Genomic DNA, 18,759 nt, shown 5'->3' with positions numbered 1-18,759 from the left:
AGGTTGATCGCTCCCACACTACTACTGGGCGTATCTCTTTGCCCCGGCAACACAGATGACAGCACCCAGCGTTACGACGAGCATCACCCAGCTGACTTGCTCGTGCAGAAGCAACGCTGCCAGTCCAAGCCCCATGAACGGCTGAAAGAGTTGCAGTTGGCCCACTGCCGCAATACCGCCCTGGACGAGCCCTTTGTACCAGAACACAAACCCGATCAGCATGCTGAACAGTGAAACGTAGGCGAAGCTGAACCACGCAGGGGCGCTAACCCGGGCGAAGGCATCGGGCGCTGGGAGATTGACGATAGTCAGCAGCAGCATGAACGGCAACGCTACCAGCAATGCCCAACTGATCACCTGCCAGCCCCCGAGAGTCCGTGACAGACGCGCCCCTTCCGCATAGCCCAACCCACAAACAACTACCGCAGCCATCATCAGCAGGTCTCCTATCGCCGACGCATCTCCGCCATTCATCAACGCATAACCAGCGACCAGCCCAGCACCGATCAACGAGAACAACCAGAACAGTGGCCCAGGTCGCTCGCCGCCGCGCAGAACGGCGAACCCTGCGGTACACAGTGGCAGCAGCCCGACAAAAACGATGGAATGAGCAGAAGTGACGTGCTGGAGCGCCAGTGCCGTCAGCAGCGGAAAACCGATAACGACGCCAAGCGCTGTTACAGCCAATGACGACAGGTCACCGCGCTTGGGTCGCGGCTGGCGTAGCACGATCAAGAACAGCGCACCCAACAGGGCGGCAATGGTTGCCCTGGCACATGTCAGAAACGTAGGCTCGAAGGCCGTCACTGCCACGCGGGTTGCCGGCAACGAGCCGGCAAAGATGGCGACGCCTATGAAGCCGTTTATCCATCCGCTTGTTGTTTTTTCCATCGGTGCGTCCTCGACAAGTCAGGGCTCAGTACATCACTGACGGGCTCACCAAGGCCATGTACACTCCACTACAATTCAACCGAACTGTTATGCATATGAATCCAGCACAGTTGAGGGTGCGATGAAACGGGACGGAACGCGAATCCGAGCTGTGATGGGGGAGGTCCAGGCCAGGATAGCCTCTCGAAGCTACACACCAGGTGCGAGAATTCCTTCAGTTCGCGCAATGGCTCAGAGCATGCAGGTATCGGTTTCTACCGTCCTGGAGGCCTATGAACGGTTAACCGCAGAAGGTGTACTTAGTGCTCGCCCTGGCTCCGGTTTTTACGTGGCTGGCCCAGTTGCGCCATTGGCACTGACCGAGCTCGGCCCCAAACTTGATCGTGATGTCGACCCGCTGTGGATCTCGCGCCAGTCTCTGGAAACTTCCAGTGATGCGTTGAAACCAGGATGCGGGTGGCTGCCCGCATCCTGGCTGTACGAAGCAGGCTTGCGTAAAGCTCTTCGAATGGTTGCGCGTTCTGACACGTCGAAATTGACTGAGTACGCTTCGCCGCTTGGGCATCCGCCTCTCAGGCAGTTCTTGTCGCGACGACTGGCAGGCGTCGGTATCGAAGCCCCTCTGGAACAGATCATGCTCACTGAGTCCGGCACTCACGCCATCGACCTGATCTGCCGTTTTCTGCTGCAACCGGGTGACACTGTCCTGGTCGACGATCCCTGTTATTTCAATTTTCACGCATTACTCAAAGCACATAGGGTGAACATCGTCGGAGTTCCCTACACCGCAACTGGCCCAGACATCGAGGCGTTCGGCGCTGCCCTGCGCGAGCACGCGCCGCGGTTGTACATAACGAATTCCGGGATCCACAACCCGACCGGGGCCACCTTGTCACCAGTCACAGCACACAGGCTGCTAAAGCTGGCCGACACCTCCAGCCTGGTAATTGTCGAGGACGACATCTTCGGCGATTTCGAGAATACCCCCGCGCCACGACTGTCTGCCTTCGATGGCCTCGCTCGTGTGATCCAGATAGGCAGTTTTTCCAAGACTATCTCCGCTTCGATCAGATGCGGCTACATCGCTTCGCGCAGGGAGTGGATCGAGAGCCTGGTCGACCTCAAGATTGCGACCACATTCGGGGGTGGGCGCATGGCTGCGGACATCGTTCATCAAGCCATTACCGATAGCGGGTACCGAAAGCACATGGAAGGTGTCCGCTTCAGGTTAGCCGAGGAAATGGGCAAAACAGTAGCGAGGCTTCAGGCGATTGGTATCAAGCCCTGGATGGTTCCCCAGGCAGGCATGTACGTGTGGTGCCAACTCCCTCAGGGTAAGGATGCAGCGACGCTGGCCAGAGCTTGCTTGAAGGAGGGAGTGGTGCTCGCGCCCGGAAATGCTTTCAGCCAATCCATGACTGCGGGAGATTTCCTGCGTTTCAACGTCGCTCAATCGGGTGACAGCAAGATCTACGAAGTGTTGAAACGGGCTTTGAATGCTTAGTCGCGGGACCGATCCAGCGGCGGCTCATCCTGTTCTAGCTGCTTTGTAGGCGTGCATGGCATATCCTTGCGTAACGCAATCAACTTCGAAGCAGTGAATTGAACGATGGGTTTTGAACAACTAGCAGAGCTACGTGACCGCCTCAGGTCGGAAAAAGAGCAGGTAAAGGCTGAAGGAGGGAAACACCCCAAGCGCAAGTCTTCCCCGCAGGCGAAGCCTCGTGACCTGGATCCGGCAGTGCAAGCGATCTGGCCCTTGCAAAAGCATTTTCCCTTGGCCTTCCCCGTCAATCCGGCGCCCAAGGTGCCGCTCAAGGAGGGCATTTTCAAGGATGCCGAGCAGCACCTCGAACTGCTCGGATTGACCCGCGAACAGCTCAAGCTGGGCATTTCTACCTGGTGCAAGGGAGCTCGATACTGGGCAGCCATGGTGGAGAATGCGCCGCGCCTGGACTTGAATGGGCAACCGTCTGGCATTGTGACCGCCGCTCAGGCGCTGCATGCCAAGCAACAAGCTTCGCGCCAACGCAGCCAGGGCCGACGCAAGCGTGTGAAGTCAGAAGCGAGTGCACCGGCCTCTACCGCCGATAACACAGCGGAGCAGATTACCGACTGAGACCGGTCGGGCTCTGCCCTGTGCTTTCCCGGCAAACTACGCTGGGGGAGGATCTAGTGTCACTTCGTGGGTATGCGCTGTAGCTGTGGGAGCTGGCTTGCCGGCGATGGGCCGCAAAGCGGCCCCAATCGCTTGACTGCCCGGCATCAAGGCATACCCCCGTCAACAGTAATCATCGTTGTACTTAGGTGCCCGAGGGTTGATGAACACATACTCGAGCTCATCAGCAAGCAGCCTGGCTTCTCGCGTGAGCAGTTCCTGGTTTCGATAAACCAGTGAGATATTGAGCGCGGGCACTTGCTCCTCAAGGTTCAGTATCTCCAACCCCTGGTCGGTGCGGTTGACGTAGTCGAGCATGCGAAGCGGCCAGTAGCTGATCACATCAGTGGCGCGCGCCAGTTCGCAGAAGATGATCCCGGCGGAGCACTCAAGGATGTTTTCAGGTGGCGCAAGCCGATACTGCTCGAACATCATGCCGATCTGAGAACTTTCCAGCGGCTCCTGCAACAGTCAGCGTTGTTCGCGTAGGCTTCCTGAAAGTTGCCGCTCTCGCAGATGGTGACCAACACTTTCAGTTGTGGAGCTTCATAGGCTATGCACATCGGTTAGGTGGAGCAGCTTTGGTGTCCTGCCGGCCGCCCGCTGCCCAGGGCTTTCAGGGCTCGCGTGAGAGTGCTTGTGAACGGGAATGTGCGGCCTGGCCAGGGTCCTTGCCAGTTCCGGGCTCAGGCCCAACGCTACACCTGCGGCGGAGAGGGCTTCGCTGAACAGTTGGTAGTAGGCAGGGCCGCTGCCAGACAACGCCGTCACGGTATCCAGCAGGCCCTCGTGCTCCACCCAACTGGTGCTGCCGACGGCTTCGAACAGCCGAGTCACCCGCTCGCGCAGGTTTTGACATGAACCAGTCCGTTGCTGCCGCCACGGATCAGCAACGTGCGGTGGTCGAGTCAATCAGTCGGGAAGTGGGCGAAATCGTCACGCTCAATCAGCATGTGCAGGCGGGTCAACAGCAGACGTTGGGAGTGTGCGAAAAGCTGGATGGGCGTTCGGGGGAGCTGCGTCGATTAGTGGCGAGCTTCTGTATCGAGAAATAGTCCTGAGGCTTGTGTGGTCGTAGGCGGGCTGACCCGCGGCTTGCGGTGCTGCGCAAATCGAGCGCCGGTGCGGCGCTCGATTTCAAGGGTGCGCAAGACAACAGCCTTTCAGCCGACCATCACCCCAGCGCCGGTGTACGCGGCGGGATCATGCGGCGTGAGCCGGTCGCTTCAAAGGCTGCCGCAAAGCTCAACAGTGCATTGTCGCTGTAGGCACGCCCGGCGAACGTCAGCCCCACCGGCATGCCGATGTCAGCCATCACGCCCATTGGCACGGTGACGGTCGGTACGCCCAGGTGGCGGATGGCGAGGTTGCCGTTGGCTACCCAGATACCGTTGCTCCATGCGATGTCGGCCGAGGCCGGGTTCACATCGGCATCGGCCGGGCCAACGTCAGCCACGGTCGGGAACAGCACCGCATCAAGGCCTTGGGCGTCCATCCAGTCTTCCAGGTCCAGCTTGCGGGTTTTTTCCAGCCCGCGCAGGCCGTCGGGCAGGGTTTCGATCTGGTCCCAGCGCTTCAGGCCGCGTTTGGCCATGTTGACGTACTCATCCATGCCGGCAGCCAGATCGTCCTCACGGTTGGGCAGGGTGCCTGGGTCGTGGGGGAAGATCTGCGGGCCGTCGACATCAGCCAGGCGGTTGAGCTTGGGGTCGTTGTTGGCGCGCAGGAAATCGTCGAAGCCCCAGCCGGACAGTTCCCACAGCTCGTCATGCAGGAACTCCTTGCTGACAATACCGCGGTTGTAAACGGTCGGTGCGCCGGGGCGATCGCCTTCGCAGTTGGAGACCAGTGGGAAGTCCACTTCAACCACTTCAGCGCCCGCTGCTTCCAAGGCCTGGCGTGCCTGTTGCCACAGGTCGATGACCGTGGCACGGGTGTTGATGCGCTGGCCGGTCGGGCCACCGATGCCAGGTTTTTCGGACGTACCGGCTTCGGGGTCGGCGTTGATGTACATGCGCGGTACGCCGAAACGCTTGCCCTTGAGCGCGCTGGCGTCAACCGCCAGGTCCAGGTAGGACGCCGGGCGTACCGAAGAGGCGGCCGGGATTGGCACCCAAGGTTGCAGGCGCCAGAGGTCGCCACGCTTGTCGGCATCGTCGGCAACTACCACATCCAGCACTTCCAGCAGGTCGGCCATGGTGCGAGCGTAGGGCACTACCACGTCCATGGTCGGTGTCAGCGGCCAGTTGCCGCGTACCGAAATGACCCCGCGCGAAGGGGTGTAGGCGCACAGGCCGTTGTTAGAGGCCGGGCCACGGCCACTGGACCAGGTTTCCTCGGCCAGGCCGAAGGCGCTGAAGCTGGCAGCGGTGGCGGTGCCGGCACCGTTGGATGAGCCGGAGGCGAACGGTGCGGTCAGGTAGTTGGCGTTGTACGGGCTTTCGGCACGGCCGTAGACGCCGCGCTGCATGCCACCGTTGGCCATGGGCGGCATGTTGGTCTTGCCCAGGCAGATGGCGCCGCCGGCGCGCAGGCGCTCGACGGTGAACGCGTCGCGCTGGGCTACCAGGTCTTTGAATGCCGGGCTGCCGGATGCCGCGGTCAGGCCCTTGACCAGGTAGCTGTCCTTGGCGGTGTAAGGGATACCATCCAGCGGGCCGAGCAGTTCGCCACGGGCGCGGCGTGCGTCTGAGGCCTCGGCCTCCTTGAGCGCCTCTGGATTGCGCACTACCACGGCGTTCAGCGCGGTGGGGGTATCGGCTCCATCGTAGGCATCGATGCGCGCCAGGTAGGCCTTGACCAGCTCGACCGCCGTCGTGCGGCCCTTTTCGAGCGCGTCGCGCAGCTCGGCAATGGAAACCTCGGTTACCTCGATCATGCTTTCACCAAAATTTTGTGCAGGTGGGGGCTTTTGCGAGGAGTGTACAAGAAGGGCTGGGCGGAAGCAGGTTTGCGCGGGGGCAAATGGATTTTTGCAGCGGGGCATTGTCTGGCCCTGCGGCTGCCGGCTTGCTGGGCAAAGGGCCGCATGGCGGCCCATACGCGCTTAACCCAGATCCGCCGCCGAATGGCGCTCGGGCACCTGGCTGGCTTCATCTCCCCAGGTGCGGTTGACCCGGGTGCCCCGCTGCACGGCCGGCCGCTGCGCGATTTCTTCGGCCCAGCGCTGCACCTGCGGGTATTCATGCACGGCAAGGAACTCTGCTGCGTCATACAGGTTACCGCGCACCAATTGGCCATACCACGGCCATACGGCGATATCGGCAATGCTGTACTCATCGCCACCCAGGTAGCGGCTTTGCGCAAGGCGCCGCTCAAGCACATCCAGTTGGCGCTTGGCTTCCATGGTGAAACGGTTGATGGCGTATTCGAACTTTTCCGGGGCATACGCGTAAAAGTGGCCAAAGCCCCCACCCAGATAAGGCGCCGAACCCATCTGCCAGAACAGCCAGTTCAGGCTTTCGGTGCGCGCAGGCAGATCCTTGGGCAGGAATGCTGCGAATTTCTCGGCCAGGTACAGCAGGATCGAACCCGATTCGAACACCCGTACCGCTGGCTCAACGCTGCGGTCGAGCAGGGCGGGGATCTTCGAGTTGGGGTTGACTTCAACGAACCCGCTGGAGAACTGGTCGCCTTCCCCGATGCGGATCAACCAGGCGTCGTACTCGGCGCCGCTATGGCCCAGGGCCAGCAGTTCTTCAAGAAGGATGGTGACTTTCACGCCGTTGGGGGTTGCCAGCGAGTACAGCTGCAACGGGTGCTTGCCGACAGGCAGCACCTTGTCGTGGGTAGGGCCGGCGATCGGGCGGTTGATACTGGCAAACTGGCCACCAGAGGCTGACTCGTTACGCCAGACCTTGGGCGGGACGTAGGGGGACTTGCTCATGCAGGGGCTCCTTGAGTGGCGCAAACGGTCACATACAGGCGTTGACCCGCATCTATGCCATGGGTTCGCATAAAAGTGCAAATGCAGTGGCGCTGACCAAGGTAGCAACGCGCCTAGCGGCCACGCCGCCGCGACACGCGCGCCTCGATGTTCTTGCGGCCAATCAGCAGCGGCGGTTTTTCCACTACCGGCTCGTCGGCCAGCCATTTGTACATCACCAGGCAGTCCACCAAACCCAGGCGGGCGTGGCGGTAAGCCTTGGGCAAGCGGCCGACGGTCTCGAAGCCCAGTTTGTGCCATAGCGCCACGGCCGCTTCATTGCTGGCCACCACCGAATTGAACTGCAGCGCCAGGAAGCCTTCCTGGCGCGCCAGTTTCTGTGAGTGTTCGCACATCAGCCTGGCCACGCCACGACCACGGGCGGCTTCGTCGACCATGTAGCCGCAATTGCCCACATGGGCACCGGGGCCGGCGGCATTGGCCTTGAGGTAGTACGCCCCCAGCAACTCACCGTCCTGCTCGGCCACCAGCGTGTGCAAAGGCAACTCCAGCCATAGCTGGCGTGCCTGTTCTAAGCTCAGGGCTGGGTCGTAGGCGTAGGTTTCGCGGGCCTGGACAACGGCCTGGAAGGTGGGCCAGAAACGCTCGAAGTCCTCGGGGGTCATGGGGCGGATGTGGATCATGCGGCAAAAGGCTCCCGGCCTGCTCAGATATAGACGAACACCAGAACCAGGGCCGCCACCACCAGCCACTTCTCCAGGTAATAGCGCATGCGGTTGCGTTTTTTCAGTGCCTTGCCCCGTTCGCGGATCTTGTAGATCCGGGTGAACAGGCGGTTGATACCGCCAGTCTTGTCATTGGCATTATTCGGCGCTGCCGCGGCAGCCATGACATTGCGGCTGAACCAGCGGTTGAACGCAGTCGCCCAGCGGTATTTCAGCGGGCGCTCGATGTCGCAGAACAGAATGATCCTGTTGTGCTCGGTGGTATTGGCGGCGTAGTGGATGTAGGTCTCGTCGAACACCACGGCTTCGCCGTCACGCCAGGAATACTTCTCGCCATCCACGTCGATGTAGCAGCCATCGTCGTTCGGCGTATCCAGGCCCAGGTGGTAGCGATAGGAGCCGGCATACGGGTCGCGGTGGCGCACCAGCTTGGCGCCCGGCGGCAGGGTAGCGAACATGGCTGCCTTGACCGTGCCGATGCCCTGCAGCAACTCGGTGGTGCGCGGGCACAGGTTCATCGCAGACGGGTGGCTTTCGCCGTACCATTTCAGGTAAAAGCGCTTCCAGCCGGTCTTGAAGAAGGAGTTGAAGCCAACGTCGTCGTAATTATCGGACTTCTTGATCTCGCCCACATGCAGCAACTGTTGGGCCTCCTGGCGGATTTCCTGCCAGTGATCCTTAAGTGGCTGCAGCTCGGGGAACGCTTCTACCGGCAGGTAGGGTTTGGCCGGGTGCCTGGAGAACAGGTAAAGGAAGCTGTTGACCGGGGCCAGGAAACTGGAGTGGTCACCCAATTGGCGGGTGAGCTTGTGGCGTACCCGACCGCGCAGATGAACATAGGCGATCGAGAGGGCAAAGATCAGTACGAGTGCAATTTTCATGGACGATTACTTGTCGAAAAATGGCCATGCGCCATGGCATAAGCCCGCCAGCATAAACAATCATGGGGGGAGTTTGTACAGATAGTTTGTACCGAGGCTGGCGAGATTTGCGGCCGACCAAGGTGTAATGGCCCCGGTTTGCGCAAACGTTTAAGGTAAAGGAGCACGCATGGTTCAGGACTCGCGCCTCAGTGGCGCCCCCTTCAAACGGCTGTTTTTCGCCCTGCCGGTAACCGACGCCCAGCAGCGTGCGATAGCCCAGTGGCGGCGTGGCCTCCAGCTGCGTAGTGGCAAACCGGTGCCCAGTGCGAACTTCCACCTGACCCTGATGTTTCTAGGCGATGTGGATGCAGCGCAGGTACCGGCGATTTGCGCTGCGGTAGACAACCTGGCGCGCCCTGACGCCCCCCTGCGCCTGCTGCTCGATCAGCTCAAGGTCTGGCCGCGGGCAAACGTGCTGGTGCTCGAGCCGCAGCAGGCACCGGCTGCACTGCGCCAACTTGCTTATGGGCTGCAGCAGGCACTGCTGCCCATGGGCGTTGCCGAGCAGGCCCGTGAGTACCGGCCGCACCTGACCCTGTCACGGGACTTTCGCGGCCAGGCGCCCGAGGCCAGCGTGGCGCCCGACTTCTTTATCGCCGCCCGGTACTTCGCGCTTTACGAGTCGCGCAAAGGCCAGTACCTGCCGCTGGCGCAGTGGCCGTTGACGCCGTGAGCCCGGTTCACAGCGCCCGGGTACCTCCGAACAGTTGCTCACCCAAGTGTCGGGCACTGGCCAGAAGCAATGCCGCAGCCGGGCCCTCGCTGTCGTCCAGCAAAGTCGAACTGAGCACGTTGGCGCCGCAGTAATCGAAAATGCCATGCTCGATTTGTACGCGCATCGCGTCGCCATAGCCGTGACGCTCGAAAGTGCCGGCATCGGCCCCGGCAACACCGACCAGGTGCACGTTCATGCCGCGCAGTTTCTTGATGACCGTGCCGCCCTCGTATTCGAATGCCCAGCCATGGCTGAACACTCGCTCTACCCAGCCTTTGAGCAGGGCTGGCAGTGACCACCAGTAGATCGGGTACACCAGCACCAGCGCATCGGCGCGTTCGATGCGTGCCTGTTCGCGTAGCACATCGTCTGGTGCTGGGGCGAGCCGACGGTGCACGGCATGGTCGGCCATGCTGAAGCGTGGGTCGAAACCTTCACTGGCAAGGTCGGCGAATTCGCAGCGGTGCCCGGCGCTGGCCAAGCCTTCGGCGATTTGCCCGGCGAGGGCGTGGGTAAGGGAATGCGGGTCGTGATGGCCGATGACGATCAAGGCTTGCATGAAGCTTCTCCTGAACAAGATGTGCGCAGAGGCCTTGAGCGCTATATACTCAAGGTAAGTTACGATTGGTAAGTTACTTTTGGTAGGTATGCTATGTCAAGTGATGATCAGGAACGGCCGCGTAAGCGCCTGTCCCGCGACCAACGGCGCCGTCAACTGCTCGACAAGGCGTGGCAACTGGTGCGCGAAGAAGGGACCGAGGCGTTAAGCCTCGGCCGCCTGGCCGAGCAGGCCGGTGTGACCAAGCCGGTGGTGTATGACCATTTCGAGACGCGCACCGGGCTGCTGGCTGCGCTGTATCAGGATTACGATGCGCGCCAATCGATGATGCTCGATCAGGCTTTATCGCGTTGTGCTGCGACCTTGAGCGACCGGGCCGGGGTAATTGCCGAAGCTTACGTGGACTGTGTCATGAGCCAGGGGAGGGAGATGCCAGGGGTATCGGCTGCGCTCGCTGGGTCACCAGAACTGGAGGCGCTCAAGCGGGCTTACGAGCAGCCATTTCTCGACAAGTGTCGGGCTGCTCTGGGCGAATTTACGTCGCACGGTGATATCGGTGCTGCCGGGATGCGCTTGCTGGTGGGGGCGGCCGATGCATTGTCGCAGGCAGCGGCGGCGGGGGAGTTGCAGGTTGGGCAGGCAAAGGATGAGCTACAGGCAGCCATCGTTGCCATGGTCCAGCGTCAGTGACCGGGGCTGCGTTGCCGGGGAGCGGCTCCGGGTGATCAAGCAGGCAAACTCTGATAGGCCTGCTCATCCCCCGGGCTACGGGCAAACTGGCGTTTGTACTCGCGGCTGAACTGCGAGGTGCTCTGGTAGCCCACCCGGTGCGCCGCCTGAGCCACGCCAAGGCCTTCGCCGATCAGCATCTGTTGCGCCTTGAGCAGCCGCAGGCGCTTGAGGTACTGCATCGGCGCCATGTCGGTACAGCGTTTGAAGTGCTCGTGGAAGGTCGACACGCTCATATTAGCCCGCGCAGCCAATGCCTCGACGCTCAGCGGCTCAGTGTAATGTTCACGCAGGTGAGCAAGGGCGGCGCCGATTCGGGCGAAGTGCCCCTGCTGCTCTACCAGCGCCCGCAATACCCCGGCCTGCGGCCCACGCAGTGCGGTGTACAGAACCTCGCGCACCCGCGCCGGCCCCAGCACCTTGGCGTCTACCGGATCCTGCAGGCAGCGTAACAGCCGCTCGACGCAGTCGCGCATGGGCGCATCCAGCGCTGCCGAGGTCATCGACTGCGGTGTCTGCGCCTGCACTGCTGGGTCAGGCGCCAGCGCCATGCTCTGTACCAGTTCACCCAGCACGCCGCGGTCGATGTCCACCGCCACGCCCAGTAACGGCGCGTCGGCGGTGGCGAAGGTTTCGCACATGAACGGCACCGACAGCGCCTGCACGAGGTAATGCCCGGCGCCATACTCCAGTGTGCGTGGGCCAAGGCGCGCCAGCTTGCTGCCCTGGGCCAGGATCATCAGGCTAGGCTCGTAGATCTGCGGGCTGCTGGCCACGTAATGGTCCCAGCTCAAAACCTGGACCTGTGGCAGATGAGTGGGCACGAAGCCTGGGCGTGTGGCCAGGCTGCGTATCAGGGCGCACAGCGTGGCGTTGGCGTCGACGTGGCGGGTCAGTTGCATGATGGACCATGGGCAGAGAATCAGACACTTGCATCATCTCAGATTTGAGGCTCGGCGCCAGGTGGTTCAGGCCAGGTTCGGAGAATCAGGCATTCACCTCGGAGGATCTGCTGTGGCTGTGGAGGGCGAGGATGCGGAAAATGTATCGCCTGAATCGTTTCACTTGCATCTGAGGTCTTGTATGTACACTGCTATCGGTTACGCCGCCCAAACCCCGACCAGCCCCTTGGCACCCATGACCTTCGAGCGTCGCAGCCCGCGCCCGGACGATGTCGCCATCGAGATCCTCTACTGTGGCGTTTGCCACTCCGACATCCATCAGGCCCGTAATGAATGGGGCATTGCCGTGTACCCGCTGATGCCCGGCCACGAGATCATCGGCCGCGTCACGGCGGTGGGCGAGAAGGTATCGGCGCACAAGGTCGGTGACCTGGTCGGCGTCGGCTGCATGGTCGATTCCTGCCGCCACTGCGAGGCCTGTGCCAAGGACCTGGAGCAATACTGCCTGGAAGGCCCGACCATGACCTACGCCACCCCGGACCGGGTCGATGGCAGTAACACCATGGGCGGTTACTCCAGCAGCATCGTGGTCAGCGAGCACTTTGTGGTGCGCATCCCGGCCGGGATGGACCTGCCCAGCGCGGCGCCGATTCTCTGCGCCGGTATCACCACCTATTCGCCGCTCAAGCATCATGGCGTCGGCCCTGGCCACAAGGTCGGCATCCTCGGCATGGGCGGCCTGGGGCACATGGGTATCAAGCTAGCCAAGGCTTTGGGCGCTGAGGTAACCCTGTTCACCCGCTCGCAGGCCAAGGCCGAGGAAGCCCGTCGCCAGGGCGCCGACCATGTGATCGTGTCCACCGATGCCGAGCAGATGCGCGCCGCTGCCGGTCGCTTCGACTTCCTGCTCGACACCATTCCGGTGCAGCACGATCTGAACCCGTACCTGGAGACCCTGAAGTTCGATGGCGTGCATATCCTGGTGGGCCTGATCGAGCCGATCGACCCGGCGCTGCACGCGGCCAACCTGGTGATGAAGCGCCGCGTGCTGGCAGGCTCGCTGATTGGCGGTATCGCCCAGACCCAGGAAGTGCTGGATTTCTGTGCAGAGCACGATATCCGTTGCGATATCGAGATGCTGGATATCCGCAATATCAACCAGGCTTATGAGCGCATGATCGCCGGTGATGTGAAGTACCGTTTCGTGATCGACATGGCGACGCTGCAGGGCTGACCCTTCCCAGCCGGGCGTTGCCTCCAGACCATACGGGCGATCTGGTCTGGGGGGCGGCGCCCATTTCCCTGTGTGCGTCTGCGCGTCTGGTTGTGAGGCGCGCTGTTGACGCGTACCATGCCGGCATTCCCTCCAATAACAAACCCGTGCCTCAGCGCGGCCGATACTTGGCCCCTGACGCGCGTCCTTTCGCCTTGCCTGCGGAGAATAGAATTCGCCCCATGAACGGACCTGTCCCCACCAACCTTGCGCCAACCACCGGTGGCGGCAGCTGGCTGAGTGTGATCGCCCTGGCCCTCGCGGCCTTCATCTTCAACACCACTGAGTTCGTCCCGGTGGCGCTGCTCAGCGACATCGGCCGCAGTTTCGACATGAGCACCGCTCAGGTCGGCCTGATGCTGACCATCTATGCCTGGGTGGTGGCCTTGGCTTCGCTGCCGATGATGCTGCTCACGCGCAACATCGAGCGTCGGCGCCTGCTGTTGTTCGTGTTCCTGGTGTTCGTGGTCAGCCACCTGCTGTCGTGGCTGTCGCAAAGTTTTGCCATGCTGCTGCTCAGCCGCATCGGCATCGCCCTGGCGCACGCCGTGTTCTGGTCCATCACCGCCTCGCTGGCGGTGCGTGTGGCGCCGCCAGGCCAGCAGGCCAAGGCGTTGGGCTTGCTGGCTACCGGTACGACCCTGGCAATGGTCCTGGGCATCCCGCTTGGGCGCGTGGTGGGCGAGGCGCTGGGCTGGCGGGTCACCTTCCTCAGCATTGCCGGGGTGGCGCTGGCCACCATGCTTTGCCTGATGAAATCGCTGCCGCTGCTGCCTAGCCAGAACTCCGGTTCGCTGCGCAGCTTGCCGATCCTGTTCAAACGCCCTGCACTGGTGATCACGTATGTGTTGGTGACCCTGGTGATCACTGCGCAATTCACGGCGTACAGCTACATAGAGCCGTTTGCCCTGCAGGTGGCACAGATCAGTGGTGAGCGCATCACGTTGTTGTTGCTGCTGTTCGGCGGTGCTGGGGTGTTTGGCTCAGTGCTGTTCAGCCGCTACAGCGACCGCTTTCCGCATGGTTTGCTGGTAGGCTCGATCGGCTTGCTGGCGGCTTGCCTGCTGCTGCTGTTGCCGCTGGCGGGCAACTTCTATCTGTTTGCCGGGCTGAGCATGTTCTGGGGAGTCGCGATCCTGAGCTTCAGCCTGTCGCTGCAGTCCAAGACCCTGAAGCTGGCGTCCGATGCCACGGACGTGGCGATGGCGCTGTTCTCGGGCATCTATAACATCGGCATTGGCGGTGGGGCGTTGCTGGGCAGTATCGTCAGCAGCCAGCTGGGGGTGGCCTCTGTCGGGTGGGCCGGCGGCAGTGTGGCGGTGGTCGGCTTGCTGCTGGCAATGGCCAGTACCCGGCGCTTTCGCGAGGCACTGAGTCATTGATTGACGTTACCGGTCCTATCGTCGGCAGCTGCCGACAGGGCCGGTACAGCCCACCTTCACCTCAGCCAAGCAGTGCAGCCCAGGCCGACACCAGCAACATGCCCGCCAACCCCCGGTTGAACCATAGCAACCGCCCTGGCGCCTCCAGCCAGCGCGCACTGCCTACCCCCAACAGCGCCCAGGCCGTCATGCACGGTAGGGCGATCAACAGAAACACCAGCGTCAATTGCCACACCGGCAGCGACGGCGCGGCAAACACCCCGATCACTGTCACTGCCATGATCCACACCTTCGGGTTCACCACTTGCAGTGACGCTGCGCTGAGGGCGTCGAAAGGCTTGGCTGCGCTGACATCCAAAGGCTGCCCCGCGCTGCGCAAAATGCGCCACGCCAGCCAGCTCAACCACAGCACTCCGGCCCAGCTCATCACCTGCTGGGCCAGGGGATGGCGCATCAGCAACTCACCCAGCCCCAGCCCGACCAGCAAAACGACTGCCGCCGCCGCGCCGCAGCCCGCCAGGATCGGCGCCACGCTTGCGCGCAGGCCCTGCCGTGCGCCATGGGCGAGGATCAGCAGGTTGGTAGGCCCCGGACTGATGCTGGCGACCAGGGCGAATAGCATGAACGGCAACAACGAATGCGACATGGTGAGCGGCTCCTGTTGAACAGGGCACCATGCTCGGCGATTGCTGCGTGTCAGTCTGGAAGGTTTGAGCAGCGGCGCCGGTAGTCCGCTGGGGTGAGCCGGTAGGCACGGCGGAACCAGCGCCCCAGGTGGCTCTGGTCAGCAAAGCCGAGCGCCATGGCCACTTCGCTCGGTGTCTGACCTTGGGCAAGCAAACGCCGGGCACGGGCCAGGCGCAGCTGGATCAGATAGGCGTGCGGCGCCAGGCCGAAGGCGGCCTTGAACGCACGGGTCAGGCGGAAGCGGTCCACGCCGCAGGCCTGTGCCATGTCGTCGAGGCCGATGTCCTGGTCGAGGTGGGCATGCAGGTAGTCGCGCGCCCGCTGCGCAGTCAGCGGCAGGCGCGGATCGGGGTTCAGGCGTTTGCGCCAGTGTAGGTGGGCGGTGAGGCAACTGAGCAGGTCATCGGTGGCGGTTTGCCGCACGATGCGCATTTCCCCACCGTGCACCGCCTGAAAGGCGAGGGTGGTGGCGCGGGCAAGCTGGCGATCATCGCACAGCGTATCGGCGAAGCTTGGCAGGCTGTCATTGGGCGCTTGCTCGAACAGCACGCGCAGCTCGGCCTCCAGCCATGTCGGCTCCAGGTACAGGGTCGAATAGGTAAAGCCTTCCGCCGTTGGCGCATCGCCGTCGTGAATGTCGCCAGGCTCGAGCAGGAACACCTGCCCGGGTGTGCTGTGATGGCGTGTACGGCGGCAATTGAACTGCTGCACACCCTGCTCGGTGACCCCGACCAGAAAGCTCTCATGCCAGTGCGGGTCGTAGGCGTGGCCAACGAAATGCGCACGCACCGACTCGATGCCAGTGTCGGCGTCTTGCTTGAGGTCGATCCAGTCGGGCATGGCGGCGAGGCTGCAGAGGGTAGGGCAGTTCACCTTAACGCAGAACCCTGCCTGGGTTTAGAACAATTGTGCACAGCCGGCTTCAGTGCGGCTGCTGTGCCGCGAAACGCTCCCGCAGCCACAAGTGCAACTGCGATACCGCAGGAGACAGCTGTTTGCGGTGTGGGCATACCAAGGTTACCGGGCTCAGCTCGCCCGGGTGTTCCGGCAGCAGTACTTCCAGCTCGCCAGTCGCCACATTTGCGCTGACATCCAGCCACGACTTGTAGGCAATGCCCTCGCCGAGCACCGCCCAGCGCCGCACCACATCGGCATCGTCGCTGAACAGCGGGCCACTCACCTGCACGGTACGGTTGCCCAGCCGCCACTTGTCGTAGGTGCGCCCCTGTTGCAGGTAAAGCAGGCATGCGTGCTGCTGCAAGTCATCCAGCGCCTGCGGCCGCCCATGACGCGCCAGGTAGGCCGGCGAGGCCACCAGTACGCGACGATTCCAGGGGGCCAGGGGCAGGGCGATGTAGTTGGCTTCTTCGTTCAGGCCATAGCGTATGGCCACGTCTACCGGGTCGCGGAACAGGTCGGCAACGTGGTCGGACAGGTGCAACCGCAGGGTCAACTCAGGATGTTCGCGGCGGAAATCACTCAACCACGGCAGCAGGATGTTGCGGCCAAGGTCAGAGGGCGCCGACACCTGCAGCACACCACGCAGGGTGCTGTGGGCGCCGTGCAGGTTATCGCGGCCCTGGCGCAGGCTCTGCAGCACGCTGAGCGCGGTGGGCAGGTACAGCTCACCCTCGGCGGTCAGGCGCAGGCTGCGGGTGGTACGTGCGAACAGACGCACGTCGAGGTCGCGCTCCAGGCGTTTGATGGCGGCTGCGACCTGGCCGGGCAGCAGGTCTGCCTCGTGGGCCGCGGCGGTGAAACTGCCCAGTGCGCTGCTGCGCACGAACAGTTCGAGGTCGGTGATGCGGAGCATTTTCACTCCTTGGGTGAAAGTGTTGCTGCATTTTGCTGCTTTCTCTGGTTTGCAGGAAAGATAATATGCGCCACACGTTTGTTCCGCTTAAGGAGTTGCAACATGGATACCGTTTCTCTGGCCAAGCGCCGCTACACCACCAAGGCGTATGATGCTGCCCGCAAGATCCCTCAGGCCACCATCGACGCCTTGCTCGAGCAGCTGCGCCACAGCCCATCCTCGGTCAATTCGCAGCCATGGCACTTCATCGTGGCCGACAGCGCAGAGGGCAAGGCACGTCTGGCCAAGAGCACGCTGGACGGTTTTGCCTACAACACGCCGAAGATCCTCGATGCTTCCCATGTGATCGTGTTCTGCACCCGCACCGACATGACTGAAGCACACCTGGACGCCGTGCTCGACCAGGAGGCGGCTGACGGACGTTTTCGCGATGATCAGGCCCGTGCTGGCCAGAACCAGAGCCGTCGCCATTATGTGAACCTGCACCGCTACGATCAGAAAGACCTGCAGCACTGGATGGAGAAACAGACCTACCTGGCCCTGGGCACTGCGTTGCTCGGCGCTGCCGCCCATGGCCTGGACGCGACGCCGATCGAAGGTTTCGACAGCAAGATCATGGATGCCGAACTGGGCCTGCGTGAGCAGGGTTACACCAGCGTGGTGGTGCTGAGCCTGGGTTACCGTAGCGAGTCGGACTTCAATGCCGGGCTGAACAAGTCGCGCTTGCCGGTTTCGAAGGTATTTACCTTCCTTTGAGGCAGGCGTCGTGGGCCCCGTCCTCTTCGCGGGCAAACCCGCGAAGAGGGCGGTTCAGCAAACGGTAAAGCCCAGGTTCACCACAAGGCCAGCGAAGCCCCCGCAACTGTGCGTTCGAACACCTCAATCGCTTTGTCTACCTCGGCTTCGCTGGTAAACCGCCCGACGCTCAAGCGCACGCTTTTGCGCGCCTGCGCCTCATCCAGCCCCAACGCCAGCAGCACATGCGACGGCGCGTGGCTCGCCGAATTGCACGCCGAGGTGGTCGACAGCGCCAGCTCACTGGCCAGCGCCATGCTGTTGAAGCCCGGGGCCTCGATACACAGGTTCAAGGTATGCGCTATGCGCTGGCTGGCGCAGCCGTTGAGACTGACCCCTGGCAGCGCCAGTAGCCCGTCGCGCAGCCGCCTGGCGAGGTGCCCGATGCGCTGATGCTCGCTGTCGCCAGGTTGGCCGGCCAGGGCGAAGGCGCTGCCCATGCCAACGATCTGATGGGTAGGCAGGGTGCCTGAGCGCAGCCCGCGCTCATGCCCACCACCGTGAATTTGCGCACGCATCAAGGCGCGTGCGCGAGCCCCGACATACAACGCGCCGATGCCTTTTGGTCCATAGACTTTGTGGGCAGAAAACGACATCAGGTCTACCGCCATCGCCCGCAAATCGATGGCCAGCTTGCCCACCGCCTGGGCCGCATCCACGTGCAGCAGGGCGCCATGGGCACGCACGCGCTCGCCAATGGCAGCGAAATCGGTGACGGTGCCCAGTTCGTTGTTGACTGCCATCAGCGAGACCAGGCGGGTATCTTCGCGCAGGGCCGCTTGTACGTCATAGGGCTGAATCAGGCCTGCAGCGTCTGGTGCCAGGCGGGTGACTGCCCAGCCCTGGCGCTCCAGTTCGCTGACGGTATCGAGCACGGCCTTGTGCTCAAGCTGGCTGGTAATCAGGTGGCCCGGCTGCCCGATGCCCTGCGCGGTGCCTTTGAGCGCAAGGTTGTTGGACTCGGTGGCGCCCGATGTCCAGACCAGGTCTTCAGCGCTCGCCCCGACACAGTCGGCCACTTGCTGGCGAGCCTGTTCCACGGCTTCGCGGGCGCTCTGGCCGTATGCGTGACCGGAGGAGGCGGGGTTGCCGAAGTTCACCTGGCGGCCGAGGCAGGTGAGCATGGTTTCGATGACGCGCTCGTCTACCGGTGTGGTGGCGGCATAGTCGAAATAGAGTGGGGCGCTGGGCATGGCGGTAGGTCCGTAGCTGTCGCCGCGGGTTCGGCGATCCTGACAGCAAGCGTACCCTCGGCGATGCGAAAAATTTTGCCCTTGATTCCATGATTTGCCAGTTTTTGTAGAAAAAAATTCTCCAAATA

Annotated in this window: 21 protein-coding genes; 8 read left to right on the top strand and 13 right to left on the bottom strand. The window is 62.5% G+C overall.

Translation table 11 applies throughout. The features are described from left to right. Nucleotides 1-21: 21 nt before the first annotated feature. Nucleotides 22-891, bottom strand: coding sequence for a DMT family transporter (locus tag JET17_RS15640; protein ID WP_012314932.1), 870 nt, complete (start codon nucleotides 889-891; stop codon nucleotides 22-24). A gap of 121 nt (nucleotides 892-1,012) precedes the next feature. Between JET17_RS15640 and JET17_RS15635 the strand changes: the two genes are divergently transcribed. Next, nucleotides 1,013-2,395, top strand: coding sequence for a PLP-dependent aminotransferase family protein (locus JET17_RS15635; RefSeq protein WP_012314931.1), 1,383 nt, complete (start codon nucleotides 1,013-1,015; stop codon nucleotides 2,393-2,395). A 105-nt stretch (nucleotides 2,396-2,500) separates the two neighbouring features. Continuing rightward, nucleotides 2,501-3,010, top strand: coding sequence for a ProQ/FinO family protein (locus JET17_RS15630; protein ID WP_012314930.1), 510 nt, complete (start codon nucleotides 2,501-2,503; stop codon nucleotides 3,008-3,010). A 162-nt stretch (nucleotides 3,011-3,172) separates the two neighbouring features. On the opposite strand, the gene JET17_RS15625 is transcribed toward JET17_RS15630, so the two are convergent. Together JET17_RS15625 and JET17_RS27825 are read right to left on the bottom strand one after the other, a co-directional pair. Next, the gene (locus JET17_RS15625) at nucleotides 3,173-3,517 is read right to left on the bottom strand and encodes a hypothetical protein (RefSeq protein WP_052293020.1); all 345 of its coding nucleotides are present in this window, start codon (nucleotides 3,515-3,517) and stop codon (nucleotides 3,173-3,175) included. Nucleotides 3,518-3,595: 78 nt separating this feature from the next. After that, nucleotides 3,596-3,886 carry a pyrroline-5-carboxylate reductase dimerization domain-containing protein gene (locus JET17_RS27825; RefSeq protein ID WP_012314928.1) on the bottom strand — a complete coding sequence of 97 codons (291 nt, stop codon included), beginning with the start codon at nucleotides 3,884-3,886 and terminating at the stop codon, nucleotides 3,596-3,598. A 20-nt stretch (nucleotides 3,887-3,906) separates the two neighbouring features. Between JET17_RS27825 and JET17_RS15615 the strand changes: the two genes are divergently transcribed. Then, the gene (locus JET17_RS15615; protein WP_012314927.1) at nucleotides 3,907-4,104 is read left to right on the top strand and encodes a hypothetical protein; all 198 of its coding nucleotides are present in this window, start codon (nucleotides 3,907-3,909) and stop codon (nucleotides 4,102-4,104) included. Between the two features lie 119 nt (nucleotides 4,105-4,223). On the opposite strand, the gene JET17_RS15610 is transcribed toward JET17_RS15615, so the two are convergent. The 4 genes from JET17_RS15610 to lpxO form a co-directional block, all read right to left on the bottom strand. Then, a complete protein-coding gene (locus JET17_RS15610; protein WP_012314926.1) occupies nucleotides 4,224-5,927 on the bottom strand; it encodes an amidase in 1,704 nt (567 codons plus the stop codon). Nucleotides 5,928-6,095: 168 nt separating this feature from the next. After that, entirely contained in the window at nucleotides 6,096-6,935 is an 840-nt protein-coding gene (gene yghU / locus JET17_RS15605; RefSeq protein WP_012314925.1) for a glutathione-dependent disulfide-bond oxidoreductase, read from the bottom strand. A gap of 113 nt (nucleotides 6,936-7,048) precedes the next feature. After that, entirely contained in the window at nucleotides 7,049-7,618 is a 570-nt protein-coding gene (locus JET17_RS15600; RefSeq protein WP_012314924.1) for a GNAT family N-acetyltransferase, read from the bottom strand. Nucleotides 7,619-7,641: 23 nt separating this feature from the next. Next, nucleotides 7,642-8,541, bottom strand: coding sequence for a lipid A hydroxylase LpxO (gene lpxO / locus JET17_RS15595; protein ID WP_012314923.1), 900 nt, complete (start codon nucleotides 8,539-8,541; stop codon nucleotides 7,642-7,644). Between the two features lie 169 nt (nucleotides 8,542-8,710). Here lpxO and thpR point away from each other — a divergent pair, with 169 nt between their 5' ends. Then, nucleotides 8,711-9,256: an RNA 2',3'-cyclic phosphodiesterase gene (gene thpR, locus JET17_RS15590; protein WP_012314922.1), complete on the top strand. Its 546-nt coding sequence runs from the start codon at nucleotides 8,711-8,713 to the stop codon at nucleotides 9,254-9,256. Nucleotides 9,257-9,263: 7 nt separating this feature from the next. Here thpR and JET17_RS15585 read toward each other — a convergent pair whose 3' ends face one another. Beyond that, nucleotides 9,264-9,857 (bottom strand): NAD(P)H-dependent oxidoreductase, encoded by a 594-nt coding sequence (locus JET17_RS15585; RefSeq protein WP_012314921.1) that lies wholly within the window; start codon nucleotides 9,855-9,857, stop codon nucleotides 9,264-9,266. A 93-nt stretch (nucleotides 9,858-9,950) separates the two neighbouring features. Between JET17_RS15585 and JET17_RS15580 the strand changes: the two genes are divergently transcribed. Continuing rightward, nucleotides 9,951-10,547 (top strand): TetR/AcrR family transcriptional regulator, encoded by a 597-nt coding sequence (locus JET17_RS15580; RefSeq protein WP_012314920.1) that lies wholly within the window; start codon nucleotides 9,951-9,953, stop codon nucleotides 10,545-10,547. Between the two features lie 35 nt (nucleotides 10,548-10,582). On the opposite strand, the gene JET17_RS15575 is transcribed toward JET17_RS15580, so the two are convergent. Further along, nucleotides 10,583-11,488: an AraC family transcriptional regulator gene (locus tag JET17_RS15575; protein ID WP_012314919.1), complete on the bottom strand. Its 906-nt coding sequence runs from the start codon at nucleotides 11,486-11,488 to the stop codon at nucleotides 10,583-10,585. Nucleotides 11,489-11,669: 181 nt separating this feature from the next. On the opposite strand from JET17_RS15575, the gene calA reads away from it, so the two are divergent. Beyond that, nucleotides 11,670-12,722: a vanillin reductase gene (gene calA / locus JET17_RS15570; RefSeq protein ID WP_012314918.1), complete on the top strand. Its 1,053-nt coding sequence runs from the start codon at nucleotides 11,670-11,672 to the stop codon at nucleotides 12,720-12,722. 221 nt (nucleotides 12,723-12,943) lie between these two features. After that, nucleotides 12,944-14,143 carry a sugar transporter gene (locus JET17_RS15565; protein ID WP_012314917.1) on the top strand — a complete coding sequence of 400 codons (1,200 nt, stop codon included), beginning with the start codon at nucleotides 12,944-12,946 and terminating at the stop codon, nucleotides 14,141-14,143. Nucleotides 14,144-14,204: 61 nt separating this feature from the next. Here the strand turns inward: JET17_RS15565 and JET17_RS15560 are convergent, their stop codons facing one another. The 3 genes from JET17_RS15560 to JET17_RS15550 form a co-directional block, all read right to left on the bottom strand. Next, nucleotides 14,205-14,789: a LysE family translocator gene (locus JET17_RS15560; RefSeq protein WP_012314916.1), complete on the bottom strand. Its 585-nt coding sequence runs from the start codon at nucleotides 14,787-14,789 to the stop codon at nucleotides 14,205-14,207. Nucleotides 14,790-14,839: 50 nt separating this feature from the next. Next, on the bottom strand, nucleotides 14,840-15,670 hold the full coding sequence (locus JET17_RS15555; RefSeq protein ID WP_012314915.1) for an AraC family transcriptional regulator: 831 nt from the start codon (nucleotides 15,668-15,670) through the stop codon (nucleotides 14,840-14,842). A gap of 82 nt (nucleotides 15,671-15,752) precedes the next feature. Further along, entirely contained in the window at nucleotides 15,753-16,643 is an 891-nt protein-coding gene (locus JET17_RS15550; RefSeq protein ID WP_012314914.1) for a LysR family transcriptional regulator, read from the bottom strand. 102 nt (nucleotides 16,644-16,745) lie between these two features. Between JET17_RS15550 and JET17_RS15545 the strand changes: the two genes are divergently transcribed. Continuing rightward, nucleotides 16,746-17,399: an oxygen-insensitive NAD(P)H-dependent nitroreductase NfsB gene (locus JET17_RS15545; protein WP_012314913.1), complete on the top strand. Its 654-nt coding sequence runs from the start codon at nucleotides 16,746-16,748 to the stop codon at nucleotides 17,397-17,399. A 77-nt stretch (nucleotides 17,400-17,476) separates the two neighbouring features. Here the strand turns inward: JET17_RS15545 and JET17_RS15540 are convergent, their stop codons facing one another. Continuing rightward, entirely contained in the window at nucleotides 17,477-18,631 is a 1,155-nt protein-coding gene (locus JET17_RS15540) for a cysteine desulfurase family protein (RefSeq protein ID WP_012314912.1), read from the bottom strand. Between the last annotated feature and the right edge of the window lie 128 nt (nucleotides 18,632-18,759).

The organism is Pseudomonas putida, from assembly GCF_016406145.1.
Classification (GTDB): Bacteria; Pseudomonadota; Gammaproteobacteria; order Pseudomonadales; family Pseudomonadaceae; genus Aquipseudomonas; species Aquipseudomonas putida_E.
Note: the sequence above shows the minus strand (reverse complement) of the source record. Positions and strands in the feature narration are given on the sequence as shown.